We start from the raw sequence: 25,174 nt of genomic DNA on the forward strand, positions 1-25,174 counted from the left end.
CGGCCACCACTAAAAACGATACGCTTATCAAAGCAAAACCCTGGCCGAAGGGCCAGGGCTTTGTCAGCAGTCTGAAACCGCCCCCTAAACGGGGGCGGTTTTTCAGCGGTAAAAACCGCTTATACCCTACTCACAAGGCGTGAGTTTAGGCAGTTGCTGCTTGGTAACGACGCTCAACGTCTTCCCAGTTGACGGCGTTGAAGAAAGCATCAACGTAGTCAGGACGCTTGTTCTGGAACTTCAGGTAGTACGCGTGCTCCCAAACATCCAGACCCAGTACCGGCGTGTTGCCATGCATGAGCGGGCTGTCTTGGTTCAGCGTATTCTCTACTACCAGTTTTTTCTCAGGTGTGACAGATAGCCACGCCCAGCCGCTACCGAAACGGCCTAACGCTGCTTTTTTGAAGGCGTCTTTAAACGCATCCAAACCGCCCAGCTCTGCGTCGATTGCTTTAGCAACGTCACCATGGGGCTGACCACCACCGTTGGGAGACATCATCTGCCAGAACATGGAGTGGTTAGCGTGACCGCCACCGTTATTGATAACCGCTTGGCGCTTCTCTTCAGGTACGCGGTCCAGGTTGGCAACCAGCTCTTCAACCGGAACGTCTTCAAGGCCAGTGCCTTCAAGCGCAGCATTCAGGTTGGTAACGTAAGTGTTGTGGTGACGAGAGTGGTGAATTTCCATCGTCATCGCGTCGATGTTCGGCTCGAGAGCATCGTATGCGTACGGCAGTTCAGGAAGGGTATGTGCCATGCTATCTTCTCCTTGAGTGGCTTTTATTGCGTTCACTACATTAGGTGTGGTCTTACTTCACCCTTTTCAACCACCGCCACGGCAATTTTTTACCATGGGCGGCAAATCTTTATCCCAGTACCTTAGTCAACTATTGTCAGTTTATCGAACCTGTCAGAAATAAAAAAGCCGACTTCTGGCGAAGTCGGCTTTTGATAAACAAGTAATTCAACAGCTTACAGTTTGCTTTCCAGCTCAGGAAGAATCTCAAACAGATCCCCTACCAGGCCGTAGTCGGCCACCTGGAAGATCGGTGCTTCGTCGTCTTTGTTGATGGCGACGATCACCTTGGAGTCTTTCATGCCCGCCAAGTGCTGGATCGCACCTGAAATACCCACCGCAATGTACAGCTCAGGCGCGACGATCTTACCGGTCTGGCCCACCTGCATGTCGTTGGGTACGAAGCCAGCGTCTACCGCCGCGCGTGAAGCGCCAATGGCCGCGCCCAGCTTGTCGGCAATGCCGTCCAGCAGTTTGAAGTTCTCGCCGTTGCCCATGCCACGGCCACCGGAGATGACGACCTTGGCGCCACCGAGTTCCGGGCGGTCGCTTTGCGCCAGCTCTTGTTTGACGAAGCTGGACTGGGCGTTGTCGGCGACGAAATCCACCGCTTCCGTTGTGGCGCTACCGCCGGTACCGACCGCATCGAAACCTGTACTGCGGATGGTGATGACTTTTAGCGTATCGTCGCTTTTGACCGTGGCGATGGCGTTACCGGCATAGATCGGGCGCAGGAAGGTATCGGCGCTTTCGACGCCAATCACATCCGACAGCTGGCTGACATCTTTCAGGGCCGCCAGGCGCGGCAGCACGTTTTTGCCGGTGGTGGAGGCGCTGGCCAGCACGTGGGTGTAATCGCCAGCGAGTTCGACCAGCAGCGCGCCCATGGGCTCGGCAAGCTGATGGGCGTAGGCGGCGTTATCTGCTACGCGTACTTTGCTCACGCCGTCGAGTTGTGCAGCGGCGTCTGCTGCCGCCTGGACGCCTTCACCGGCGACCAGCACATCAATATCGCCACCGATGGCTTGGGCCGCTGCGACGACGTGAGCGGTCGCGCCCGCCAACTGACCTTCATGAAGGTCGGCAAGTACCAGAATGCTCATGAGATCAGCTCCTTTTAAAGCACTTTGGCTTCGTTTTTCAGTTTGTCGATCAGCTCGTCCACCGAGGCGACTTTGATACCGCCTTTGCGCTCGGCAGGAGATTCCACTTTGAGCAGCGTGACCTTGGAGGCCACTTCCACGCCATAGTCGGCGGGAGTTTTGACATCCAGCGGCTTTTTCTTGGCCTTCATGATGTCCGGCAGCTTGGCGTAGCGCGGTTCATTCAGGCGCAGGTCGGTGGTGACGATCGCCGGTAGTGTCAGCGCGACAGTTTGCAGGCCGCCGTCGATTTCACGGGTCACATTTACTTTGTCGCCATCTACCACCACTTCCGAAGCGAACGTACCTTGCGGCAGGTTAGTGAGGGCTGCCAGCATCTGGCCGGTCTGGTTGTTGTCGGTGTCGATGGCCTGTTTGCCGAGGATCACCAAACCGGGTTGCTCTTCGTCCACCACTTTGGCCAGCAGTTTGGCCACCGCCAGCGATTCGGCGCGCTCGTCGGTTTCAATGTGGATAGCGCGGTCAGCCCCCAGCGCCAGCGCGGTGCGCAGCTGCTCTTGGGCGGCCTTAGGGCCCACGGTCACGGCCACGACTTCGGTGGCCACGCCCTTCTCTTTCAGGCGCACCGCCTCTTCCACGGCGATTTCGCAGAAGGGGTTCATGGCCATTTTGACGTTGGTAAGGTCCACATCAGAATGATCAGCTTTGACGCGGATTTTGACGTTGTAGTCGATGACGCGTTTCACCGCGACGAGTACTTTCATAGATTCCTCGCTTGGCTTGTAATAGAAGCCGTTAACCTGAACAGGCGCTGCCACAAAATGGCAGCGCTAAAAATTCATGCAAGCGTTTGATAGGTGCGTAAATGAAAAACCCTATCAATTTGCCACAGCCTACCTGCCATCAACAACACCCAATGCGTGCGGCCTTGGTCGTAGCACACCATGATCATCGCTGTTATCAACGCTCATAAAGTGTGCATTTGCCATCGTAGGGGTGACCTGACACAGGTATTATGCCTATCATGGGAGATAACCAGAAGCAAACGACCGTTTTAAATTAAGGCCATCTTTTCATAAGCTAGTGCCTATTCGCTAGCAAGCCAAAGATGGCGCTTATGAGAATAAGGAGAAACCGGGTGGAAAACGTTGAACGCGATGTGATGGACTTTGACGTTGTCGTCGTTGGCGCAGGCCCGTCAGGCCTAGCTGCCGCTTGCCGTTTAATGCAGCAGGCAAACGAGGCAGAGCAGGAGCTCACCGTCTGTGTGGTAGAAAAAGGCTCCGAAGTAGGTGCCCATATTCTGTCCGGCGCAGTGTTTGAGCCCCGCGCACTGGCGGAGCTTTTCCCCGATTGGGAGGAGCGCGGCGCTCCTTTAAATACGCCTGCCGTTCGCGACGATGTATATCTGCTGAAAGATGCCGAAAAAGCTCAGAAGATTCCTAATGCGCTGGTGCCGAAAAGCATGCATAACACCGGCGGCGATTTAACTCGCTACGTGATCAGCGCGGGCAACCTGAGTCGCTGGCTGGCAGAACAGGCGGAATCGCTGGGCGTTGAAATATTTCCCGGCTTTGCCGCTCAAGAAGTCATCATTGAAGATGACGTAGTGCGCGGCATCTTGATTGGCGATATGGGCGTAGGCGCAGATGGCACTCCTAAAGATGGCCATATGCCTGGCATGGAGCTGCGCGCTAAGTACACGCTGTTTGCAGAAGGCGCACGGGGCCACTTAGGTAAACGCCTGATTAACGACTTCTCACTAGATGCAGGCCGCGACCCGCAGCACTACGGCATCGGCTTAAAAGAGCTGTGGGATGTGCCTGCCGATAAGCACGAACCCGGCTTGGTCGTCCATGGTTCCGGCTGGCCGCTGGACAGCAACACCCACGGCGGCTGGTTTCTTTACCACGCAGAAAATCAGCAAGTGGTAGTGGGCCTGATTATGGACCTGGGTTACCAGAACCCGTGGCTCTCGCCGTTCGATGAGTTTCAGCGTATGAAACACCACCCGGTACTCAGCCAATACCTGGAAGGCGGCAAACGGGTGGCTTACGGCGCGCGCGCCATCGTCAAAGGCGGGTTCAACTGCCTACCAAAAATGACCTTCCCCGGCGGCCTATTGATTGGCTGTGATGCGGGCACGCTCAACTTTGCCAAAATCAAAGGCCTACACACCGCGATGAAGTCAGGCATGGTCGCGGCCGAGAGTGTCTTTGAAGCCATCAAAGGCGGTGATGAAGGCGGACAAGAGCTGGCCAGCTTCACCAGCAAGTGGGAAGCCAGCTGGGCATACCAGGAGCTGAAAGAGAGTGCGAGCTTCGGGCCGGCCATTCATAAATACGGCACGGTTGGCGGCGGCGCCTACAACTTCGTCAATCAGCTCCTGGGCAATAAGCTCCCCAACGTTCATGACACCACCACTGACCATGGGGCACTAAAGCCAGCCGCCGAATTCGAGAAAATCAACTATCCGAAGCCGGACGGCAAGCTATCGTTTGATAAATCCACCTCGGTGTTTTTATCTAATACGAACCACGAAGAAGACCAGCCCTGCCACCTGCGCCTCGCAGACCCAGAGCTGCCCATTCGTGACAACCTACCGAAATACGCCGAACCCGCTCAGCGCTACTGCCCTGCAGGGGTCTATGAAGTAGTAGAAGATGATCAAGGCAAGCCGCGTTTCCAGATTAACTTCCAGAACTGCGTGCATTGCAAAACCTGCGATATCAAAGACCCTGCCCAGAATATTACCTGGGTAGCGCCTGAAGGCGGCGGCGGTCCCAACTATCCTAATATGTAGCACCATCTCGTCGCTTGCTGCTCCACTAAAGGAGCAGCAAGCGACTATTTGTAGTTTTCCAACGCTGATTCAGTGTAAAAACACATACCATTCTTTCCCGCTTTTTTAGCTTGATACATCGCCATATCGGCGCACTTCATTAGCGATTTCTCATTTTCCCCATCTGTCGGAAACAGCGCCACACCGATACTCACTGAGATCTGACATGACTCTCCTGCCAACGCAAACGGCGACTGCATTGCAGCAATGAGATGATCGGTCACCCGCGTGACTTGCTCACGCTGGGTCACGTTCTTAAGCAAAATCACAAATTCGTCGCCGCCCAATCGAGCGACCACATCCTGCTCACGCACTGCCGACACCAAACGCTTGGCCGCCACTTGTAACAGCTGATCACCTGCATCATGCCCTAACGAATCGTTGATGTGTTTAAAATGATCTAAATCTAAAAAGAGCAGGGCAAATCCACCCTCTTGGCCATCTTGCTGCTGAATGGTCTGATTCACCAGATAGCTGAAATAGGCCCGGTTAGGTAAGTTGGTCAGCGTATCGTGAAACGCTAAGTGTTCAATATATTGCGTATGGCGCAGGCGTTCGTCCGTGACCAGCTGGCGTTCGCGTTGCAGTTGAATACTCAATCGTGCCAATAGGCCCAAAATAAAAAAAGACGCGGCACTCACGACGATGGCCCGCTGCCAGTAACGTCGGGTTATCTGATTAGCCTCGGCCAGACGCTCATCCACTGAAATACCCACCACGATCGACAATGGAAAGAGATACAGCGGCCTCACGACGGTGGTGCGCTCAACGCCAAGCCAGTTTGTTAAGAAAGGGATATCACCGCGACTGAGTATCTCATCATGGGCGGGAAGAGCCATCGCGATACTGGAATAGAGCTGAGAGCCACTGCGCCCAATACGGGTCATATTGCTAGCGTCTACAAGTGCCAGTAAGCCCTGCGCTCCCAACGCACCTGCATCATAACCGCTAACAAAATAGTCGGCCCCTACCGTCAGCGTGACCCACTCAGGGGTATCACGCTCACCGGTTAGCATCCTTGCAAATAACAGCTGCTGGCGACCCTCTGAGGAAAAAGCCTCAACCAGTAGCCCTGGCGCTTGGGGCAACGAGGCAAAAGCGCCACCTGGATGAGCCCACTGCTGCATCGCGGTACTCTCTTTGACGGCTCCTTGGCTATCAATAAGACTCACTGTAAAAATCAGCTCGGGCGGCAACAGGTTACGCTCTTGTAGCGTCTCTAAAATACCTGAGTGCTGCTGGCTAGCCACAAAATCCACCAGCTTTAATGTCGCGTCAATCTCTCTCAGAGATCGTAGCACCCTGGCCTCATACGTATCCGCGATGTCTCCGATCGACAGCTCGATTTGTCGCTTAATAGTGTCTTGCTCACGGCTCACCAAAAAATAAGCACTGCTAAAAATAATAAGCACGATGAGCAAACCGATCGTGCTAAACAGCACCAGCGGCTCAGCTAGCCGATGACGCCATAAGCGCATCGGCAGCAATGAATCACGCAACAGCTCTGGGCCTCTAAGCTTATTCAACAGTGACCACCTTCAGCCGTTCATCCAAAAAATATGGGTCAATGTAACCGAGTGCATTAGGGTCACGAATAAGCCTTTCCACAACGGCTTGGCTGTTTGAAAGCGCTTGGGGCGGCTGGCCGCGCCCTGTAAAAATCAGCCTAGCCCAGTGCGTGCGCAATTGTGCCGGCGTTTTCTCAATATACCGCTGGTAAAACTCGCTGCGCTCACGGGAGCGTTCGGACTGATCCAGAGGGGTTATTCGCGCCTGTCCTGGCAGTGGCGTTCGGCTCTCCAGATAAAGGTCTTTCAACTCTTGTCGTTGAATACGACTCAGAGCCGCATCTGCGGATACCACGACCACTAGATCGGCAAACACGGTGCAAGGAAGCAGGCTGAGCAGCGCACAGCAGTAAAATCGAGACAGTCGTTTAGCCATCGTCACTCTCCCTAAAACACAAAGTCGAGCGCAAGGCTAAAAAGATTCATCGTTCCACCCGGCTGAAAGCTAGGCTGCTGGTTGATGAGCCCACCGGGAGAACCTGAACGAAAGTCAATATGGTCATATTGTGCTGTTAAGGCCATTCCAGGGCGAAAATCCCAGCGCAGACCAACGGTACGGCTATCTTGCTGAAGACCAGACGATAAGAGCGTGTTGAGGGTGCTGTTAAGCAAGGCCGCACCCTCGGCAAAAGGAGAAGGGTAAAAAGCCGGGTTTAGCCCAGGCTCAAATGTATTACTGGTCACTCGTGCTCTGCCCAACGCCGCGTAAGGCGTCCACTTACCTAAGCGGTAACCAGCCGTCATGTGCGTGCTTTCGCTGCTGCCCAGCAGCGTTGACGAGGATAGCCGAGTCCACTCCCCCTCCACAAACCACTGGCCTGGATCATAGTTAACGCCCACGCTGAGGAAGCGTAGGGGTTTACCATCCACTTCGTAGCGATCTGCCAACGCCTCGCCAGGCGGTCCAAACAACCGGTATACGTCAAAAAACTGGGTGAGCTCTTGCGCACTGACGTTGACTTCACCGTAGCTGGCAAAGAGCGTGGTGTTGCCCCATCGAGTCTGTTGAGACACCCCCCATGAATCGGACGACTCAATATCGCCCGTTGCATACTCAACGCTACCGCCGCCATAACTAAGGCGGAGGTCGTTAATCAACTCCCCGACATAGTAGCGATAGCGAAGATCGACACCATCAAAATTGGCAACAGGGACTAATCGATAAATCTCGGCAGGTGGCCTTACCCACGGAGTGGCAAAACTGACTTTACGGTATTCAGAATTCAAAAAATTGCCTTGCACCATCCGGCCCACACGAAGGCTTAGATTCGGTGTTGCGTCATACTGTAGGTAGGCCCATTCAATGGCAGGAGAATAGGAACCATCGAAGCGCTTTTCACTGACGACTTGAACGGTTGTCGAGAGCGCAGACGTGGCAGCCAGCGTTGCTTGAAGCCCCAGGCGGCTATCAACCTCAGCACTCCAATCACTGCTGTAGCCAGCGCCAGATGAGGCGAGCGGGTCCGCGACAAAATCGGCATCAGACACATCCGAGTGAACAACACCCAGCGTGCCAAACCCGTTTAGCGTGAGGCTAGGCAACGAATCGCCGGCCATCGCAGCACCGCTGCAGACTGCAAGAGAGATGGCGCAAGACCTAACAAAGTGCCTTAGCATGCCGATTACCCGTTAGGTAAATAGTTAACTGCAAAGCATTTAATCGGCCGGGCCTGGGTAAGTCAAACGCCATATAGCCTACCAGCGTCGCCAAGGGTTAAAGCAGGGGTATTGACACGCTGGTGAATATAATTTTAACCCGCTAGCTAACCGTGCTGCTAGCGGCATCCATCACCTCAATGGGCGCACGCCGGGCAATGAGACGACGTCTTCCCGCCTGTACAAACCGTACATCAATGACAGGATCTGAAGGGTTGCCCTCGACAGCGGCCACCTCTCCCTCACCAAAGACCGCATGCAGTAAACGCTGTCCGGGATAATAGTGGCCCCCTGTATTCACGTCATAACCGCCGGACGGCTCTTTCACCTGAGGGGCTGCCAAGGCAATGTCAGCGCGCCCCACCCTGGCAAGATAACGCTCTACCAAGCTAGGAGATACGACTTCCAACGGCTGATCCGGCGCCTGCGGGCTGGCTAAACAGGCCGCAATACGCATACCGTCCTGCCAAGCACTTTCAGCGATAAAACGGCTTGGCCGATGAGCGCCACCATCGTGCAACACCAGCAACTGCTCTTTTGCTCGGGTAATGGCCACATAGAACAGTCGCCGCTCCTCTTCTAACCGCTCGTCGTTCAACGGGTTATCGCGACTGTAGTGAGGAAAGTCTTCTTCATTGACGCCTGCGACCGCCACTAGCGGCCACTCAAGCCCTTTCGCGCCGTGCACGGTACTAATGAGCACGCCGCCAGCCTGATTTTCCACTGGGCGTTCAAGCAGTTCAATAAAGGCATCCGGGTCTTGCACGCTCTCGGCCTGCTCAATAAGCACATCGAGTAAGCGCACATCTTCTTCGCCTTTATCGCGGCGGGCGGCAGCGCGTTTCAGCGTTTTTTCAGCGTCAATCGTCTCTACCACGTGGCTGAGTAACTTCGCGGGCGGCCAAGCGCTGAGCCTTGGCAGTTCACACAGAAGCTCCCAACGTTTTTTTAGCGTGCGCCGCTGTAACGGTTTTAATGATGCCAACACAGGCTCATGCCGCTCAGGCCACTGCTGCGTTTTCGCTAGTTGGTAAGCCAAACGCTGGAGGCGTTCACGGGCCACGAAAGGGGTTGGCTGAGCTAACAGCAGCAGTAACTGCTCTGGGTCGTGCAGCAGCTCAGGCCGTCTGGAGAGCTTGAGATAGCCGGCTAGCGCCTGGACTAAAGGTAAGCGGAAGACGAAGCGATCTTCACGCAGCAGGCGAAAAGGAATTCCCGCCTGCAGAAGAGCTAACTGGAAAGGTACCGATAGCGCCCAGCTTCTTACCAGCAGGCTGGCATCGCTGAGCGCACGCCCTTGCGCCTGCCAATCCACTAGGACATCGAGCAGCATGCGGCTACCCTGTCCCACCGATACGCGCGTATTGGGATTACTCGCTTCGGCTAGGCAAAGCTGATCGGGCCGCCGCTGGTTGGCCATAATGGCGTGGTTGGCCGTCAGCGCTAGCGCATGACCATGGCGAAAGGTGATTGAGAGCGGATAGTCAGTGGCTTTCCCAAACGTGGCCGTAAAGTTTTCCAACATGGTGTCAGGGCGAGCACCGCGCCACTCATAAATGCACTGGTTGGCATCGCCTACGGCCATCACATTGGCGCTTGGTCCGGCAAGCACGGCTAACAGCCGCTGCTGAACCGTATTGATATCCTGGTACTCATCGACAATCACATGATCCAAAAAGCCTTCGACCCGCTGACGCAGTGAAGCATCGGCTTCCAACGCTTGCAAGGGGCGATAGAGCAAGTCGGCGTAGGTCATGACACCTTCAGCGTGCAGCAGCCGTTCGGCTTCATCAAACGCTGCTGGAAAGTAGTCGGTATCCGGCTCGTAATTCAGGCGTTCATAGAGCGTCGCCGCCGATAGCATTTCAGCTTTTACCAACCCACAGAAATGGGCTAACGCCTCCAGACGGTCACCTTCCAACGCTGCATCACGGCGCTCTACCTGCTCCACAAGCACATTGAGGCTGGCTTGACGCAGCAAGCGCTCCATTTGCCATTCAGCAGACAGCAGTCGTCTGGGCGCTAGCGCCCCCCAGCGGCACAAACTCTGGGTTAATCGATGGCCTAGAGAGTGAAAGGTACGTACGTCGGGCAACGGCTGGCCTGCTGGGGCCATACTGGCTAGACGTCGCTGGAAGTCATCTTTCGCTGAGCGGTTAAACATCAGCACCAGCATTCGCTTGGGAGAAACGCCGCTGCTTAGCAGATGGAGCACCCGCGCGGCCATGGTCGTGGTTTTACCTGCGCCCGCTACGGCGGCGACACGTGCATGCCCTTCCCTATGGTGAACAACGGCTTGCTGCTCGGCAGTTAACTTCACGGCGACTCACTTGGCACGCTATCGCTCCACTGGCCCAGCAAGTGCCAGCTGCCCGCGCTGTAGAGCTGACATTCGCTATCGCCTGACGCGCTCTCTATGATGCGGGCCTGCTCTACTAGGCGATAAAACACGTTGCGGTGCAGCCGAGCTGCCAAGCCGAACCGGAGGGCACACTCAGGGGCCAGCTCACCGTCGGGCGTGGCGGTCAGCGTCATGGGATGCTCGGCGTCCAGACGCACCACATCATCAAATTGGGTCTTTAGCCACCAGGCGTCATCGTGAAAATCTGCTTCGACCATCACAAACGGACGATCCACGACGCTGATGCGCCAGCGCTCCACGGGAGTCACCAGGCAATAGCCATCATCATCTAAGCGCAGCAGGCTAGAGAGCAGCTTAGCAATCGCTGGGCGTGCAAAAGGCTGGCCTTCATGAAGCCAGGAGCCATCCTCCTGCACCAGAATGTCTATCTCACCCGACAAGGCAGGCTGCCAAGTATCCACTGGGGGAATGGCGGCTGAGCCTTCTGAGTGCTGCACTAGTCGATCAATATTCATCGCCGACCTCCCATGGTGACCACCACGTGTTATACCACTAGCCCAGACTGCGCCAAGGCCTCTTTCACATGGGCGGGCGCATCTGGCACTGCATTGCGGAACAGTTGGTAAAAATTAACGGTTGTCTGCATGGCAATCTCATCGACGGTAATGCCACGCTCGCGAGCAATGCACTCTGCGACTTCAACGACCCAAGCAGGCTCATTGGGCTTACCACGATAAGGCACCGGGGCTAAATAAGGGCTATCTGTCTCGATTAACAGCCGATCCAAAGGCAGCTGGCGCGCTAGCGTTCTTAGCGAGGCGGCATTTCGAAACGTAATAATCCCCGAGAGAGAAATATAGAAGCCTAGCCGAACCGCCTCCCGAGCCATATCCAAGTCTTCAGTAAAGCAGTGAAGTACGCCCCCCACCTGAGGGTCGCTGTATTCACGCAGCAGCGCCAGCGTATCTTCTTTGGCCTCTCGAGTATGAATAATGACAGGCAGCTCTAGCTCATTCGCCGCGATCAGGTGGCGTTTAAACCGCTCATGCTGAACGCTTACCGGCACGCTATCCTGGTAATGATAATCCAGCCCTGTTTCGCCAATGGCTACCGCACCAAACTGCTCAGCCGCGTCCACGATATCCTGCACGGTAGGTTCACGAGATGCTTGATGGAGCGGATGCAGACCGGCGGAAATAGCGACATCGTGGTGCTCTCGTGCAATAGCGGCCAATCCCGGTAGCTCTTCTAACGTTGTAGAGATCGCCAAAAACTGACTCACATTAGCAGCGCGAGCCGCCGCCAGCGTCGCGGCGACATCACCACCATGCGTGTGTTCAGATAAACGGTCTAAATGACAGTGAGAGTCGACAAACATGCAGTACTCTTTGGAGGTAAATAGAAGGAGGCAGACTTAAAGCGTAAACGAGGGAGGCGCTTTATCGAGCTGTCCAGCCAGCAGCGTTTCAATACGGTCACGGACAGAGTAATTCTGCTGGCTAAAGTGCACGCCAATACCCGGCATGCGCCGACCGCTCACGCCTTCAGGTGAAATCCAAATAACATGACCAGAAACGGACAGCCGCTCGCTCTCGCCTGGCAGCGTTAACAGCAGCATGACGGATTGACCGAGGCTGTACAGCGTTTTGGTAGGCACAAAAATGCCGCCTCGATCCAAAAATGGCATATAGGCAGATAGCAGCGTGGGCACGTCAGGTATCGTTAAAGAGAGCGCTTTTTGAGCAGCCATCACTACCTCGTCAGGTCAGATTTTTAGGAGCGCAGCAGTGCAGACCAGCGCACGAGCCAAGCTTCTAATACGAGCTGTGGGTTCGGGTTTGCCCCTACGGCTAGCAAACGGCGCTGCTCTCTTGCATAGTCGAGCAAGCGAAACCAATCTTGTACCCGGCCGTTTTTTACCGCCTGCCGATAGAGCGGGGCTAAATCAGGATTGTGCAGCACACCCTGCTCACCGGAAAGACCTAAACGAATCAGGTCTTCAAGCCAAGCAATACCGTACCATAAGATCGCATCAATCGCTTGGCGATCCAGCCTTGCGGCCTCTGATACCGGCTCCGCACCACGCACTAACTGTTCAAAACAGTCGTGAAGCTGGTGGCGCAATGCACGCTCATCGGGGGCGGCTAGTTCCACTGCTAACAGAGGTAGCGCACCCGACACCTGCCACCAGAAATGCGCCTCATCACCGCCTAAATGCTGGGTTAGCCACCCCTTACATTCATCAAAAGGCACGCTTGCCAGCGGCCACTGCTGGCAGCGAGAACGAATGGTTGGCAGCGTACGGGAGGGTACGTCCGACAGCAGGATAAATAGCGTTTTATCGCCAGGCTCTTCCAGACTTTTCAGCAGTGCGTTAGCGGCCGCAATATTCATTGCCTCAGCTGGAGAAATCACAATCACTCGGTAGCCGCCCTGCTGGGCCGTTTGCGAGACAAATCGATTCACCTCGCGAATCGGGTCAATGCGGATTTGGCGCTTGCCCTCTTCCGGCGATACGCGCAGCAGATCTGGGTGATAGCCTGACGCCAACATGGCGCAGCTGTGGCACTGCCCGCAGGCCTGTTCGCCAGGCTTAGCGCATAGCGTTCTGGCAATCAGCGCTTCTGCCAACTGCTGCTTACCCACGCCATGCGCGCCGCTTATTAGCAAGGCATGAGGCATCCGCCCACTATTCGCCAAGCGCACAAGCTGCTGCCAGGTAGCCTGATGCCAGGGCAACACACCGGTTATTGCCATTGAGCGACCCGTTCTTCCAATACACCACTTAGCGCTGCCTGAACGGCGGCTAGCGGCTGCGCTGCATCGATCAGTGCAAAACGCTCGGGCGCGGCGGCGGCTCGTTCTAAATAAGCGCGGCGCACCGCCATAAAGAAGTCTGCCTGCTCCTGCTCAAACCGGTCACGCTGCGTATTTAGATCGCGTAAACGCCCTTCTAAACGCTCTTTGGCAGCCTCCGGCGGCATATCTAATAACAGGGTGAGATCAGGCGAAAGGCCTTGCTGAACAAACTGTTCTAACTGGGCAATACGCGCCGCATCAATCCCACGCCCACCGCCTTGATAAGCGAAGGTGGCATCAGTAAAACGGTCACACACAACCCATGCGCCACGGGTTAACGCCGGTAGTATTTTTTCGGCTAAATGCTGGGCGCGCGCCGCAAAGACCAGCAGTAGCTCGGCATCGACGCTCAGTGGTTCTTGTGGTGAAGGGTCAAGCAGCAGCTCACGAATTGCTTCCGCGCGAGGGGTACCGCCCGGCTCTCGTGTGCGCACCACCTCAATTCCTTGGGCCGTCAGCCACGCTTCGACAAACGCCACATTGGTCGATTTCCCCACTCCTTCACCACCCTCCAAGGTGATAAAGCGACCGCGCTTGCTCATTGCTGCCCCTCACTCAATAGGTTCGCTCTCATCATCTTCAACATTGACAGCCACTTAACGATTTCGAATATAGCGATTCACGGCATTGTTATGCTCGCGCAACGTGCGTGAAAATTGGTGAGTACCGTCGCCTTTAGAAACAAAATAGAGCGTCTCACCGGGGAGCGGCTGCACCGCCGCTTCCAATGACGCTCGCCCCGGCATGGCAATCGGCGTTGGCGGCATACCGTCAATCACATAGGTATTATAAGGGGTGGCTTCACGCAGATCGGCCCGCGTAATACGACCTTCATAACGCTCACCCATGCCATAGATCACAGTAGGATCGGTTTGTAAGCGCATACCCCGCTCCATACGGCGCTTAAACACCCCGGCAATTTCTGGGCGCTCTTGCGGCGCACCGGTTTCACGCTCAATGAGTGACGCCATAATTAACGCGTCATAGGGCGTTTCAATGGTCAGGTCATCATCCCGCTCCGCCCATACCTCTTCCAAAATACGCTCCATACGGTTGAGCGACTGGCGCAAAATATCCACGTCACTCATACCCAAATGGTAACGATAGGTATCAGGGAAGAACCACCCCTCAGGGAATGTACCTTCGCGATCAAGCAACGTCATGATCTCGTCGTCACTCATCTCGGCGGTACGGTGTTCAAGCTTTGGAGCGCTATTGAGCAGCGCCCGCATTTGGCGGAAGGTCCAGCCTTCCGGCACGGTGAGCGAGTAAGTCACGACGTTATTACTGCCCAGCAGGGCCATGACGTCAAGGCCACTCATGCCAGGCATCAGCCGGTACTCGCCCACCCGTAGGCGTGGCACCTGATCGGGATCTATCCGCGCGAGCACCTGGTACGCCCAGGCATCTTCAATTACCCCTTGGGCTTCCAAATCTCGGATAACCTGATGAAAGCCTGCGCCTGCAGGCACTTGGTAAAGGGTTGGCTCTTCTACTGCAATCGGTGCCGTTAAACGCGCTTGCCAATAGGCATAGCCGCCAGCAGCGGCGGCAACTGCCAGCACAACCAATACCCCTAAGACGGCCAATAACCGTTTCACGTTGACACCTCAATCAAATTATTTGGACTCTGACGTGTAAAACTCGCTGTAACCCAGTAAACGATGTGCTGCACACTGCAGCGGATCAGAGGCTTTAGGTACCGACCACGTGGCCAGCACATTATCCTGCGCATCCAGCAGCTCACGAACAGGCCACATACCTTGCACCGAGTTACCCACCCAAAGGCGTTCACTTTGGGGCAAGTCAGCCATCGACAGCGTGCCTTCTTGAACAACGTCATGAGCCAACAGTGCAGCACGCAGTGTTCCCGCCACGCCACAGCGGTCGACAAATGGCGTCCACAGCTTGCCATTTGTCGACCAAAAAAGGTTCATGCTGGTAGCTTCCACCATCACGCCTGAGGAATCGGCAAGCAACCCCTCAGCAATACTGCTATTTTGCCACTCCTGACGAGCCAGCACGTTTTCTAAGCGGTTAAGGTGCTTGATACCGGCAAGTAGCGGCTGATGACCTAAGCGCAAATGGCATAAACGCACACAGACACCCTGCTGCCAATGCATCACATTGGCAGCAAAAGGGGTGCGACGGCTCATCAACCGCGGCTCAGCATACTCAGGCAGTGCGTAGCCTCGGCCTCCGCTACCGCGGGTCAAGATGAGCTTGAGTACCTCCAACGCTGACGCAGGCGGCGACTGCCATGCCTGCATCAGCTGTTTAGCGGAAGGCAACGGAATATTCAAACGCTGGCAGCCCTGCGCTAAACGGGCGTAGTGATAATCCCAGAGCACGGGTTGGCCATCGCGCAACAGCACTGTTTCGAATAGACCATCGCCATACGCTAGCCCGCGGTCATCGAACGGCACCTGGGGCATTGGCATCAAGCGTTATACCTTTTTGAACAGCAGCGAGCCGTTGGTACCACCAAAACCAAACGAGTTAGAGAGAGCAACTTCAATATGCATGTCTCGAGCGGCATGAGGCACGTAATCAAGGTTACAGCCTTCTTGCGGGTTATCCAGATTGATAGTGGGCGGCGCGATCTGGTCACGAATAGCCAGAATACTGAACACCGCTTCCACGGCACCTGCCGCGCCTAATAGGTGCCCGATCATCGACTTAGTCGAGCTGACGGCGACCTGTTGGGCGGCACTGCCCAGTACTTTCTCAATCGCACGGCTCTCGGCCAAATCACCGGCAGCTGTCGACGTGCCGTGCGCATTAATGTAGTGCACATCCGCAGCGTCAATCCCTGCATCTTTAATGGCATTGCTCATGGAGAGAGCAGCACCACGACCATCTTCAGGCGGGGCTGTCATGTGGTAGGCATCATCACTCATGCCAAAGCCTGCCAGCTCCGCATAAATGTGGGCGCCACGTGCTTTCGCGTGTTCATACTCTTCCAGCACCAGCACGCCAGCACCATCTGACAGCACAAAACCATCGCGGTCAGCATCCCATGGGCGGCTAGCCGCTTGGGGATCGTCATTACGAGTGGAAAGCGCACGAGCGGCAGAGAATCCGCCCAAACCTAACGGCGTAGTGGCCATTTCAGCGCCGCCACAAATCATGACATCCGCATCGCCATAGGCGATAGTGCGGGCACTGTAGCCAATATTATGAGTACCCGTGGTGCATGCCGTAGTAATGGCAATGTTGGGCCCCTTAAAGCCGTGCTGAATCGCCATATTTCCCGAGATCATATTAATGATAGAGCCCGGCACAAAAAACGGAGACACCCGGCGTGCGCCACCTTTATTGAGCGCGTTGTGGTTATGCTCAATCATCGGCAGCCCGCCAATGCCTGAGCCTATAGCAACACCAATACGCTCAGCATTCTCTTCAGTACACTCTATACCTGAATCCTGAACTGCTTGGGCACCGGCCGCCATGCCGTACTGAATAAACAAATCCATTTTGCGAGCGTCTTTGGGGTTCAGGTAAGGGCTGATATCAAAATTCTTTACCGAACCACCAAACCGCGTATTGAAGCCACTGGTATCGAAGTGCTCAATAGGCGCAATGCCGCTTTTACCGGCGACAATATTCGCCCACGACTCATTTACGCTATTGCCCACTGGGGTCACCAGGCCTAACCCAGTTACCACTACCCTTCTTCGCGCCATCAGCTTTCCTCCAGGCATCCATGGTGACACGACCCATCTGGGTCATTTGCTGCAGAAATTTGGTGACTAGTATAACGGAGATTGAACGTTATATTCATTGTGACCGTAAAGCAAAAAAGCCGCCCTGTATCAGGACGGCTTTTTAGATACGGGTGGTTAGCACCCCACCCTGGTTCACAGCGTCGACCGTGCCCTTACTGGTGGGCGTTTACGTAGTCGATAGCTTCTTGAACCGTGGTGATTTTTTCAGCTTCTTCATCAGGAATTTCAGTATCGAATTCCTCTTCCAATGCCATCACCAGTTCAACGGTGTCAAGAGAGTCAGCACCCAGGTCTTCAGTGAAAGAAGAGCTGTTCTGGATGTCTTCTTCTTTAACGTTCAGGCGCTCTGCCACTACTTTCTTTACGCGCTCTTCAATAGTACTCATCAACGTACTCCAGTCGTTCACATTAGCCGTTAGAGATAACCAGCTATTTGGAAACCGCAAGCCAAAAGCTGCGGGGTAGTTTATAGACGCCCTTAAGCTGACGCAACCGCCAAGCCTAAGGCCATCAACGCATATTCATACCGCCGTTCACGTGCAGCGTTTCACCAGTGATATAGCCTGCGCCATCGCTTGTCAAAAAGCCAACGGCCGCGGCAATTTCTTCTGGCCCACCTAGACGCGCCAACGGAATCTGCTTCAGCAGCATTTCGTGCTGCGCTTCAGGCAGCGCTTCGGTCATATCAGTCGCAATGAAACCAGGCGCAACGGCGTTCACCGTAATCGCACGGGAGGCCACTTCACGCGCTAATGCACGGCTAAAACCTTCCATACCCGCTTTAGCAGCGGCGTAGTTAGTTTGGCCTAGGTTGCCCATGGTTGCCACAACTGAGCTGATAGACACGATACGCCCAAAACGCGCTTTGGTCATGCCTCGCAGGCATGCCTTGCTAACACGGTAAACAGACTTGAGATTGGTATCCATAACGGAATCCCACTCATCCTCTTTCATCCGCATCAGGAGGTTATCACGGGTGATGCCCGCATTGTTAACCAAAATAGTCGGTGCGCCAAAACGTTCACCGATCGTCTTCAGCACCTCATCGATGCTAGCCTGCTCAGTCACGTTCAAGCACATGCCTGCACCTTCAAAGCCATTCGCTTTCAGGTCGGCATCGATTTTTTCAGCGCCAGATTCGCTGGTGGCCGTTCCGATAACGATTCGACCTTGGCGACCAAGCTCATGGGCAATGGCGCGACCAATGCCTCGGCTGGCACCTGTTACCAATGCAACTCGTTTTTCTTGCGTCATAACACTCTTCCTTCCACTGAACTAAGCAAGGGTAGCTGAAAATGGCCGTTTATCACGCATTACCCGCTAACGTTTCTCGCGCAAGCTCCAGCGCTGCGTCCAAACTGTCAGGGTCATTGACCGCAAGTCCTTTGGCTCCGCGCACAATACGCTTATTAAGACCTGTCAGCACCTTACCTGGCCCGCACTCGATAAAGACATTAGCACCCTGCTCAGACATCGCTTTAACGCAAGAGGACCAACGAACTGGCTGATAAAGCTGCTCAATCAAACGAGCACGCAGCGTATCAACATCCGCATGCGCCTGAGCGTCGACGTTTTGAATAACAGTGTAGCGGGGTGCACGCAGCTCAATGGCCTGCATCGCAGCGGCAAGGCGTTCAGCGGCAGGCTGCATGAGGGCGCAGTGAGAGGGTACCGATACCGGGAGGGCAAGCGCACGTTTAGCACCCGCTTCTTGGCAAGCGGCAATAGCACGCTCAACAGCGGGCTTGCTGCCTGCAATCACCACCTGACCGGGAGAGTTATAGTTTACGGCAGAAACAACGTCACCCTGTGCAGCGCTGGCACAAGCAGCCTCTACGGCAGTATCATCAAGTCCTAAAATAGCGGCCATGCCGCCTTCACCTGCTGGCACAGCATCCTGCATGGCCTCACCGCGCAGACGCACAAGCTGCACACCTTCAGCAAAGCCCATGACACCCGCGCAGACCATCGCACTGTATTCGCCCAGGCTATGCCCCGCCATGATACTAGGGCGAGGCCCTTCCAGCTCCTGCCATACACGCCAGATGGCGACGCTTGATGTCAGTAGCGCAGGCTGAGTGCAGGCCGTTGCATTAAGCGCATCTTCAGGACCTTCCTGGACGATTTTCCACAAATCGTAGCCCAGTGCGTCGGATGCTTCCTCAAATGTCGTTCCCACCACACTGTAGCGCTCGGCTAGCTCTCGCAACATTCCAAGCTGCTGAGAGCCTTGCCCGGGAAAAATGAGGGCAAGGGGTTGAGACATGTCGTTCACCTTTGCTCTTGTAGGCATTTGCTCAGTTGAGCGATAGGCGGCGTTATTGGCAATGCTGTTAAACAGCGGTTGGCACATCCTGCTGCCGCCAATAACCCGCAAAAAAAGTCGTGCAATGTATTATTATCACCGACCCCATTACCAGCGCGGCTAAGCCCAGCGCTTGGCAAGCTGAGTCGGCAAATCATGCTCTACTTCCTGCAATGCTCGCTGAATAGCATAGTAGAACCCGTCTGCACGGGCACCGCCATGGCTTTTCACCACAATACGATTTAACCCCAGCAGGCTGGCCCCGTTGTAGCGAACAGGATCAAGCTCCTGCTTGAGCCGTTTGAGCACAGGTTTGGCCAGTAGGCTTGCTAAACGTCCACACAGACGCGACTCAAATGCCATCTGTACACGCTCCACCAGCATACGGGTCAAACCTTCGCTCGCCTTGAGCGTCACATTTCCCACAAAACCATCGCAAACCATGACATCAATATCGCCTTGAAAGATGTCACCGCCCTCGGCGTACCCATGATAAGCAAAACGTAACGTCCCCGAACGCTCACGTAAAAGACGATCTGCCTCACGCACCATAGCACTGCCCTTCGTTGCCTCAGCACCCACGTTTAATAACGCCACTCGAGGGCAATCGATGCCATCAATACACTGAGACATGGCCGCTCCCATCATGGCAAAATCCACTAGCCGTGATGCTGGCGAATCTACATTTGCACCCAAGTCCAATAAATAGCAGCGACGACCTCCCCGTGCGGGAATCGCCGTACTAATAGCAGGCCTTGAAAACCCCGGTAGCATGCCAAGTTCGCGCCTAGCAAGCGCGACCAACGCACCGGTATTGCCTGCACTCACGCCTGCCGCAGCGCTGCCTTGAGCCACATACCGCAACATGTGCGCCATGCTTGTCTCGTGTCCATGGCGCAATGCCCAGGCTGCAGAGGCATCTTGTACGACAGCGTCAGACGCATCGCTAACCACTAAACGTGACGCTGCCGCAGCCAAAGGCTGCGGCAAGCGCAAAAGTTCAGCGTTAATACGCTGACGCGGGCCAAACAGAGTGAGCTCTAGATCAGGACGCTCTATCGCGGCCCTGGCAGCCCCCTCAATGATAGGATGAGGGCCTTGGTCACCCCCCATAACATCAATTGCTAGGCGCACTGCACCCACTCTGCTTCACCACTCGTTAGAGAGTTAAGGATTAAACCTCAACTACCTTACGACCACGATAGAAACCGTCCGGAGACACGTGGTGACGCAGGTGAGTGGTACCGGTTTCTTTGTCCTGGGACAGGGTCGGTGCGCTCAGCGCATCGTGGCTACGACGCATGCCGCGCTTGGAACGAGTTTTACGGTTCTGTTGAACTGCCATGGGTGTTTACTCCAAGGTATGTAGGGTAAGTGATGCTTACTTTTTGCCTTTCAAAGCGCCACTGCTTTTCAAAGCATTGAGCACCGCGAAAGGGTTCTTGGCTGAAGCGGACTCCGCCGCCGCGCCTTCAGTCTTGCTGACCAGCTGCTCCGCCGAGACATAGCATTCGGTCTCATCGTGATAGACCACCTGCGGCAAGCTAAGGATTAATTCATCCTCTACTACCGTCAGCAAGTCCAGCCGTTCATTTTCCACCAGCACCGGTTCATGACTGGCAGGCAGCTCGGCCGCCAAGGCTTCATCTGTAATCATCCCAAGTAGGAAATCACTGGAAACTTCTTGGCTAAGCGGCACCATACAGCGGCGACAAGGCAGCGCCAGGGTCGCTTGCAAATGGCCACGAATTTCGCGACGGCCTTGGGCATCGATACCAAACTCAAGCACGACATGACAGTCGCCTGTTTGGTCGCCTGCTTCTTCAGCAAGACGGGGCAGCTTATCCAGCGCCACTAAGCCTTCTAGTCGTTCGCGGCGGGCTGCAAGCTTATAAGGCTCAACCCGGCTGGGGAGTTGTGAGGTCAACATAGGCGCGCAATGATAGGCACTCGCCCTCCTGGTGTCAAAGCTCATGGCATAATTCTTATCGGTTTATCGATGAAACCAGCGTCATTAGGCATGCCGCTGTGCTTTCGTTACACTCAATGCCAACGCATATTACGCCATTTAGGTCATTAGGAGACGATAGTGCCACAAACACCCGACGCCTCGCTCGTACTCGCTTCTAGCTCGCGCTTTCGTCAAGCGCTACTGGACAGGCTGCATGTGCCTTACCAGTCTTGCTCACCCGATATCGATGAAACACCCTTTCCAGATGAGTCACCCCAGGCATTGGTGCACCGCCTAGCGCTGAGCAAGGCCAATGCTGTCGCAGAGCGCTTCCCTCACCACTGCATTATTGGCTCTGATCAAATAGCGCTGTTTGAAGGCGATATTCTCGGCAAGCCGCATACCGCCGAGCGAGCGCGTGCCAATTTAGCGCGTTTCTCAGGCCATAAAGTCACGTTTTTGACCGGCCTTGCTCTGGTAGACACACGCCACCAGCGCCACCACGTGCACATTGAGCCGTTTGACGTCGTTTTTCGCACACTGAGCGAACAGGAAATTGAGCGCTACGTAGCACTGGAGCAGCCACTGGATAGCTCAGGAAGCTTTCGCATGGAAGGGTTAGGCATTGCGCTGTTTGAACGCTTAGAAGGTAGAGACCCTAATGCGCTGATCGGCCTGCCGCTGATTGCCTTGTGCAACATGCTTCGCCAAGTGGGCATGAACCCACTTGGCGATCACTAACGTTACTGCGCCTGAAACTTTAAGGGCGCATGGCTACTCTGCAAGCCCAGCACTTCTGCAGCCGCCTGTGTAAAACGGCGCGTTAGGCGCTCAAAGGGGTCTAAGCGCGGGGTATAGTTCTCCCAGGAAGCCTCGCCAACCTGCGCTCTCGCCACCTGTTCCAGGCTTGCCAACTCATCCACTAACCCTAATTCAAGCGCCTGCTCACCGCTCCAAATTAGCCCGGAAAAAATCTCCGGGCGATCACTCAAGCGATCACCACGCCCAGCCTGCACATCGCTAATAAACTGCTCATGAGTTTGAGTCAGCACGCTCTGCCAGAAACGGGCCACCTCTTCATCGAGAGTCTGAAACGGATCCAAAAACGCTTTATTTTCGCCCGCTGTCATGACCCGACGCTCAACACCTAGCTCAGCAATCGCCTCTTGGAAGCCAAAACCAGCGTAGATGACGCCAATTGAGCCCACCAAGCTGGCAGGCGACGCCACTATCTCATCGGCCGCCGCTGCAATGTAATACGCCCCGCTAGCGCCTATATCCTCTATGACCGCAATAATGGGCTTATCGCCCTGTTCGCGCAGCCGGATAACCTCTGAATAGATACGCTGAGACTGCACCGGGCTTCCGCCAGGACTATCAATGTGCAGCACCACAGCCGAGGCGTCTTGATTCTCCCAGGCCCGGTTCAAGCCCTGAATAATACGCTCCGCGTTCGCCGGAGAGTCGCTGGCTATCACCCCATGCACTTCCACGAGAGCAAGATGCTGCTGTGCAGGCACCGAGGCGACCGGTGCGGCCAGAAACACTCGGTACAAGGTGGTAGTGAGCGTTACCAGCACCAATGCGAGTAGCATCAATCGAAAAAACAGCTTCCAGCGGCGAGTTCTACGCTGCTCAGTCAGGACACCGCCGATCCAGCGATCCATCATCTCTAACTGCGCAAGACGCTGGCGCTCACGGAGCGTCTCGGGATCATCATCCCGTCCGCCGACTAACGGTGGCTCCTGCGCCTTCAGGGAGACATCAGGCCCTTGGGTCCAGCGATCATCACCGCCGCGCTGATGTTCACCCTGTGGAGACGCTTCACTGCTATCGCCGCGCTGCTGCTCATCACTCATCGTCGATTCCTACTCTTCGTTTCATAACGTCCTGAGCTACCCATAGCGCTAGCTACTCGTATAGCCAGTCAAACAGTGACGGCACGTCTTGTGCGACCCACACCGGCTGGCTAGCCGCCAAGCGAGCGGGCGTGTGCACACCGTACGTGACGCCCACGCGGTCCATACCGATTGCGCGCGCCATCTCTAAGTCGTACTCGGTATCGCCCACCATCACCGCACGCTCCACAGGCACCTGCAGCTCTGCCAAAATCTCTGTCAGCATCTGTGGGTGCGGCTTGGAGCGCGTCTCATCAGCCGTTCGGCTGGCATGAAAAAAGCCTCCGCTGCCGGTCTCATTGAAGATACGATCCAGGCCTCGACGGCTTTTGCCCGTCGCAACGGCCAGCCGCTGCTGGGGGCGGCCACGCAGCCTTGCTAACTGAGCTTCTACCCCATCGAAAAAGGGCATCGGCGTGGTATCACCCTGCACAAAGTGATGAGAATAGCGTTGGCGCAACCGCTCTGCCTGCTCAGCCTCAATACCCGGGCAGAGCTTAGCGATTGCCTCAGGCAGTCCTAAGCCAATAATGTCTTCAATGGCGCTGACTTCAAGCTCGCCCCACTCAGCGTCTGCAGCTGCCGACTGCATACAGGCAACAATTTTCGGCACTGAATTCATCAAGGTGCCATCCCAATCGAAGATAATGAGCTCGTAACGCATAACAGCCCTCTTTAATTAACCTGCGCGTTTGAGCGTCTCTTCAAGCGCATCTGGCAACGGTGCCTTCACCGTTACCGGTCGCCCGTTGCCCGGCTCAGGAAATGTTAGCGAGCGGGCATGCAAAAACAGCCGACCTAATCCCAGCTGCTTGGTTAACAAGCCGCTCTCGCGGGTCGCGTACTTGTCATCACCCAGCAGTGCATGACCGGCATGAGCCGCGTGCACTCGAATTTGATGGGTGCGCCCGGTCACGGGCTCCGCATCAATCAGCGTCACCTTCTCAAACGTCTCGACGACAGAGAAATGAGTACGAGATACTTTGCCGTTAGGATCCACCCGCACGCGGCGCTCGCCATTACCCGCGTCAAAACGGTCTAGCCGGGCGCTTTCATAAGTTTTACGAGCAGGCCAGCGACCGGCGACGAGTGCCAAGTAGCGCTTATCCATCCCATGTTTTTTCAACGCCTCGTTGAGCGTTACTAGCGCGTCTCGGGACTTTGCAAGCAGCAAGCAACCCGATGTATCGCGATCCAAGCGGTGTACCAGCTCTAAAAACGTCAGGTCATCGCGCACCTGGCGTAGCGCTTCAATCAAGCCAATTTTCACCCCGCTGCCGCCATGCACCGCCAAACCTGATGGTTTATTGAGCACCATCCAGTCGGGCCCTTCCATAATGACGCTACCTACCAGCAGGTCACGAAGGTTATCACTGACTTCCTTAACGGCCTCTTTAGGCGCCAAACGCAGCGGCGGCACCCGCACTAAATCACCCGCCTGAAGGCGGTAATCGACTTTCACCCGCTTTTTATTAACCCTTACTTCACCTTTACGCACGATACGGTAAATCAAGGCACGCGGTGCACCCTTTAAACGCGTCATTAAAAAATTATCAATTCGCTGACCCGCTTGTTCCGGGGCGATATCCACCCACTGTACTTCACGCCCTTCGGACATTGCCGCTTACTCCTGGTGACATTTCTTCATGTCAGGCTAAAAACGGCATTCTAACGTAGACCCACCGGCATTGCGTCAATTGCTGGTGGTTGTCTTTACTGTTATATTCCAATGCGCTCATCGGCCAACGTGGCCGGGCCGAACGTGGCCCGCTTATATCTCTTTTGTATGGCGAATGATTCCCCACGTTTTGCCTTCGCACCTGCCCGACAAACACGCAGGTCAGAGCGAAAAAGTATGGATCAGTGTACGCACTACCTGCTAATAACGTATTGAAATGCAGTAACTCTGTCGTTCAGCAAAAGTTTAACGACAGAGAGCGTCAGGCCATGTCAGCAACGGCAGGCCCGTCATTAAATAAACGTCACGCCCTTGCCATCAGCCCCTTTTCGTCACAAGGCGCTGCCATGCAGGGGCGCTAAGATCAACGCTGTGCCGATACCGGCGTTGGCGAATCGATGAATGCCAGGTGTGGGCGGTGTCAGCAG

26 protein-coding genes are annotated in these 25,174 nt (G+C 55.2%); 2 read left to right on the forward strand and 24 right to left on the reverse strand.

Annotated features, from left to right (window positions below):
* Positions 1 to 145: 145 nt before the first annotated feature.
* From R0J87_RS11565 to R0J87_RS11575, 3 genes are all read right to left on the reverse strand, one after another.
* The gene (locus tag R0J87_RS11565) at positions 146 to 757 is read right to left on the reverse strand and encodes a superoxide dismutase (RefSeq protein WP_311063815.1); all 612 of its coding nucleotides are present in this window, start codon (positions 755 to 757) and stop codon (positions 146 to 148) included.
* Positions 758 to 972: 215 nt separating this feature from the next.
* Positions 973 to 1,899: an electron transfer flavoprotein subunit alpha/FixB family protein gene (locus R0J87_RS11570; RefSeq protein ID WP_498886280.1), complete on the reverse strand. Its 927-nt coding sequence runs from the start codon at positions 1,897 to 1,899 to the stop codon at positions 973 to 975.
* A gap of 14 nt (positions 1,900 to 1,913) precedes the next feature.
* Positions 1,914 to 2,663: an electron transfer flavoprotein subunit beta/FixA family protein gene (locus tag R0J87_RS11575; protein ID WP_498886282.1), complete on the reverse strand. Its 750-nt coding sequence runs from the start codon at positions 2,661 to 2,663 to the stop codon at positions 1,914 to 1,916.
* Positions 2,664 to 3,037: 374 nt separating this feature from the next.
* Between R0J87_RS11575 and R0J87_RS11580 the strand changes: the two genes are divergently transcribed.
* Entirely contained in the window at positions 3,038 to 4,702 is a 1,665-nt protein-coding gene (locus tag R0J87_RS11580) for an electron transfer flavoprotein-ubiquinone oxidoreductase (RefSeq protein WP_404342027.1), read from the forward strand.
* Between the two features lie 44 nt (positions 4,703 to 4,746).
* Here the strand turns inward: R0J87_RS11580 and R0J87_RS11585 are convergent, their stop codons facing one another.
* The 18 genes from R0J87_RS11585 to R0J87_RS11670 all read right to left on the reverse strand — a co-directional run bounded on the left by R0J87_RS11585 (position 4,747) and on the right by R0J87_RS11670 (position 21,149).
* The gene (locus R0J87_RS11585) at positions 4,747 to 6,267 is read right to left on the reverse strand and encodes a diguanylate cyclase domain-containing protein (RefSeq protein WP_498886283.1); all 1,521 of its coding nucleotides are present in this window, start codon (positions 6,265 to 6,267) and stop codon (positions 4,747 to 4,749) included.
* Positions 6,260 to 6,685 carry a phosphate ABC transporter substrate-binding protein gene (locus tag R0J87_RS11590; RefSeq protein ID WP_498886284.1) on the reverse strand — a complete coding sequence of 142 codons (426 nt, stop codon included), beginning with the start codon at positions 6,683 to 6,685 and terminating at the stop codon, positions 6,260 to 6,262. The genes R0J87_RS11585 and R0J87_RS11590 overlap by 8 nt, the downstream gene beginning before the upstream one ends.
* An 11-nt stretch (positions 6,686 to 6,696) precedes the next feature.
* Complete coding sequence (locus tag R0J87_RS11595; protein WP_498886285.1) at positions 6,697 to 7,866, reverse strand: porin; 1,170 nt, start codon at positions 7,864 to 7,866, stop codon at positions 6,697 to 6,699.
* A gap of 202 nt (positions 7,867 to 8,068) precedes the next feature.
* Positions 8,069 to 10,285 carry an ATP-dependent helicase gene (locus R0J87_RS11600; protein ID WP_498886287.1) on the reverse strand — a complete coding sequence of 739 codons (2,217 nt, stop codon included), beginning with the start codon at positions 10,283 to 10,285 and terminating at the stop codon, positions 8,069 to 8,071.
* The gene (locus tag R0J87_RS11605) at positions 10,282 to 10,842 is read right to left on the reverse strand and encodes a DUF1285 domain-containing protein (protein ID WP_498886288.1); all 561 of its coding nucleotides are present in this window, start codon (positions 10,840 to 10,842) and stop codon (positions 10,282 to 10,284) included. The genes R0J87_RS11600 and R0J87_RS11605 overlap by 4 nt, the downstream gene beginning before the upstream one ends.
* A gap of 29 nt (positions 10,843 to 10,871) precedes the next feature.
* Positions 10,872 to 11,705, reverse strand: a complete 834-nt coding sequence (locus R0J87_RS11610) for a TatD family hydrolase (RefSeq protein WP_498886290.1) — start codon at positions 11,703 to 11,705, stop codon at positions 10,872 to 10,874.
* A gap of 36 nt (positions 11,706 to 11,741) precedes the next feature.
* Complete coding sequence (locus R0J87_RS11615) at positions 11,742 to 12,077, reverse strand: PilZ domain-containing protein (RefSeq protein ID WP_498886291.1); 336 nt, start codon at positions 12,075 to 12,077, stop codon at positions 11,742 to 11,744.
* Positions 12,078 to 12,100: 23 nt separating this feature from the next.
* On the reverse strand, positions 12,101 to 13,084 hold the full coding sequence (locus tag R0J87_RS11620; RefSeq protein ID WP_498886292.1) for a DNA polymerase III subunit delta': 984 nt from the start codon (positions 13,082 to 13,084) through the stop codon (positions 12,101 to 12,103).
* Positions 13,075 to 13,728: a dTMP kinase gene (gene tmk, locus R0J87_RS11625; RefSeq protein WP_498886294.1), complete on the reverse strand. Its 654-nt coding sequence runs from the start codon at positions 13,726 to 13,728 to the stop codon at positions 13,075 to 13,077. The genes R0J87_RS11620 and tmk overlap by 10 nt, the downstream gene beginning before the upstream one ends.
* A 54-nt stretch (positions 13,729 to 13,782) precedes the next feature.
* On the reverse strand, positions 13,783 to 14,787 hold the full coding sequence (gene mltG, locus R0J87_RS11630; protein WP_498886296.1) for an endolytic transglycosylase MltG: 1,005 nt from the start codon (positions 14,785 to 14,787) through the stop codon (positions 13,783 to 13,785).
* Positions 14,788 to 14,805: 18 nt separating this feature from the next.
* Entirely contained in the window at positions 14,806 to 15,627 is an 822-nt protein-coding gene (gene pabC / locus R0J87_RS11635) for an aminodeoxychorismate lyase (RefSeq protein ID WP_498886298.1), read from the reverse strand.
* Between the two features lie 6 nt (positions 15,628 to 15,633).
* A complete protein-coding gene (gene fabF / locus R0J87_RS11640; protein ID WP_404342043.1) occupies positions 15,634 to 16,872 on the reverse strand; it encodes a beta-ketoacyl-ACP synthase II in 1,239 nt (412 codons plus the stop codon).
* A 194-nt stretch (positions 16,873 to 17,066) separates the two neighbouring features.
* Positions 17,067 to 17,300, reverse strand: a complete 234-nt coding sequence (acpP, locus tag R0J87_RS11645) for an acyl carrier protein (RefSeq protein ID WP_008956801.1) — start codon at positions 17,298 to 17,300, stop codon at positions 17,067 to 17,069.
* Between the two features lie 124 nt (positions 17,301 to 17,424).
* Positions 17,425 to 18,168: a 3-oxoacyl-ACP reductase FabG gene (fabG, locus tag R0J87_RS11650; protein ID WP_311063799.1), complete on the reverse strand. Its 744-nt coding sequence runs from the start codon at positions 18,166 to 18,168 to the stop codon at positions 17,425 to 17,427.
* 52 nt (positions 18,169 to 18,220) lie between these two features.
* Positions 18,221 to 19,180: an ACP S-malonyltransferase gene (gene fabD / locus R0J87_RS11655; RefSeq protein WP_498886299.1), complete on the reverse strand. Its 960-nt coding sequence runs from the start codon at positions 19,178 to 19,180 to the stop codon at positions 18,221 to 18,223.
* A 159-nt stretch (positions 19,181 to 19,339) separates the two neighbouring features.
* Positions 19,340 to 20,353, reverse strand: coding sequence for a phosphate acyltransferase PlsX (gene plsX / locus R0J87_RS11660; RefSeq protein WP_498886301.1), 1,014 nt, complete (start codon positions 20,351 to 20,353; stop codon positions 19,340 to 19,342).
* Positions 20,354 to 20,393: 40 nt separating this feature from the next.
* A complete protein-coding gene (gene rpmF, locus R0J87_RS11665) occupies positions 20,394 to 20,564 on the reverse strand; it encodes a 50S ribosomal protein L32 (RefSeq protein WP_009099300.1) in 171 nt (56 codons plus the stop codon).
* A gap of 36 nt (positions 20,565 to 20,600) precedes the next feature.
* On the reverse strand, positions 20,601 to 21,149 hold the full coding sequence (locus tag R0J87_RS11670; RefSeq protein WP_498886302.1) for a YceD family protein: 549 nt from the start codon (positions 21,147 to 21,149) through the stop codon (positions 20,601 to 20,603).
* A 159-nt stretch (positions 21,150 to 21,308) separates the two neighbouring features.
* Here R0J87_RS11670 and R0J87_RS11675 point away from each other — a divergent pair, with 159 nt between their 5' ends.
* Entirely contained in the window at positions 21,309 to 21,911 is a 603-nt protein-coding gene (locus tag R0J87_RS11675; RefSeq protein WP_498886304.1) for a Maf family protein, read from the forward strand.
* A gap of 2 nt (positions 21,912 to 21,913) precedes the next feature.
* On the opposite strand, the gene sppA is transcribed toward R0J87_RS11675, so the two are convergent.
* From sppA to R0J87_RS11690, 3 genes are read right to left on the reverse strand one after another with little or no spacing between them, the layout of a single operon-like run.
* On the reverse strand, positions 21,914 to 23,029 hold the full coding sequence (sppA, locus tag R0J87_RS11680; RefSeq protein WP_498886305.1) for a signal peptide peptidase SppA: 1,116 nt from the start codon (positions 23,027 to 23,029) through the stop codon (positions 21,914 to 21,916).
* 52 nt (positions 23,030 to 23,081) lie between these two features.
* On the reverse strand, positions 23,082 to 23,732 hold the full coding sequence (locus R0J87_RS11685; protein ID WP_498886306.1) for an HAD family hydrolase: 651 nt from the start codon (positions 23,730 to 23,732) through the stop codon (positions 23,082 to 23,084).
* Between the two features lie 15 nt (positions 23,733 to 23,747).
* Complete coding sequence (locus tag R0J87_RS11690) at positions 23,748 to 24,686, reverse strand: RluA family pseudouridine synthase (protein ID WP_498886308.1); 939 nt, start codon at positions 24,684 to 24,686, stop codon at positions 23,748 to 23,750.
* Positions 24,687 to 25,174 lie beyond the last annotated feature (488 nt).

This window comes from Halomonas sp. SIMBA_159 (assembly GCF_046536035.1).
Classification (GTDB): domain Bacteria; phylum Pseudomonadota; class Gammaproteobacteria; order Pseudomonadales; family Halomonadaceae; genus Vreelandella; species Vreelandella venusta_A.

Bases quoted from the DNA above. Each gene is read 5' to 3' on its own strand.
- R0J87_RS11565 (WP_311063815.1), bottom strand. From the start codon at position 757: ATGGCACATACCCTTCCTGAACTGCCGTACGCATACGATGCTCTCGAG.
- R0J87_RS11570 (WP_498886280.1), bottom strand. From the start codon at position 1,899: ATGAGCATTCTGGTACTTGCCGACCTTCATGAAGGTCAGTTGGCGGGC.
- R0J87_RS11575 (WP_498886282.1), bottom strand. From the start codon at position 2,663: ATGAAAGTACTCGTCGCGGTGAAACGCGTCATCGACTACAACGTCAAA.
- R0J87_RS11590 (WP_498886284.1), bottom strand. From the start codon at position 6,685: ATGGCTAAACGACTGTCTCGATTTTACTGCTGTGCGCTGCTCAGCCTG.
- R0J87_RS11595 (WP_498886285.1), bottom strand. From the start codon at position 7,866: ATGGCCGGCGATTCGTTGCCTAGCCTCACGCTAAACGGGTTTGGCACG.
- R0J87_RS11605 (WP_498886288.1), bottom strand. From the start codon at position 10,842: ATGAATATTGATCGACTAGTGCAGCACTCAGAAGGCTCAGCCGCCATT.
- R0J87_RS11610 (WP_498886290.1), bottom strand. From the start codon at position 11,705: ATGTTTGTCGACTCTCACTGTCATTTAGACCGTTTATCTGAACACACG.
- R0J87_RS11615 (WP_498886291.1), bottom strand. From the start codon at position 12,077: ATGGCTGCTCAAAAAGCGCTCTCTTTAACGATACCTGACGTGCCCACG.
- R0J87_RS11620 (WP_498886292.1), bottom strand. From the start codon at position 13,084: ATGGCAATAACCGGTGTGTTGCCCTGGCATCAGGCTACCTGGCAGCAG.
- tmk (WP_498886294.1), bottom strand. From the start codon at position 13,728: ATGAGCAAGCGCGGTCGCTTTATCACCTTGGAGGGTGGTGAAGGAGTG.
- pabC (WP_498886298.1), bottom strand. From the start codon at position 15,627: ATGCCAATGCCCCAGGTGCCGTTCGATGACCGCGGGCTAGCGTATGGC.
- fabF (WP_404342043.1), bottom strand. From the start codon at position 16,872: ATGGCGCGAAGAAGGGTAGTGGTAACTGGGTTAGGCCTGGTGACCCCA.
- acpP (WP_008956801.1), bottom strand. From the start codon at position 17,300: ATGAGTACTATTGAAGAGCGCGTAAAGAAAGTAGTGGCAGAGCGCCTG.
- fabG (WP_311063799.1), bottom strand. From the start codon at position 18,168: ATGACGCAAGAAAAACGAGTTGCATTGGTAACAGGTGCCAGCCGAGGC.
- fabD (WP_498886299.1), bottom strand. From the start codon at position 19,180: ATGTCTCAACCCCTTGCCCTCATTTTTCCCGGGCAAGGCTCTCAGCAG.
- rpmF (WP_009099300.1), bottom strand. From the start codon at position 20,564: ATGGCAGTTCAACAGAACCGTAAAACTCGTTCCAAGCGCGGCATGCGT.
- R0J87_RS11670 (WP_498886302.1), bottom strand. From the start codon at position 21,149: ATGTTGACCTCACAACTCCCCAGCCGGGTTGAGCCTTATAAGCTTGCA.
- sppA (WP_498886305.1), bottom strand. From the start codon at position 23,029: ATGAGTGATGAGCAGCAGCGCGGCGATAGCAGTGAAGCGTCTCCACAG.
- R0J87_RS11685 (WP_498886306.1), bottom strand. From the start codon at position 23,732: ATGCGTTACGAGCTCATTATCTTCGATTGGGATGGCACCTTGATGAAT.
- R0J87_RS11690 (WP_498886308.1), bottom strand. From the start codon at position 24,686: ATGTCCGAAGGGCGTGAAGTACAGTGGGTGGATATCGCCCCGGAACAA.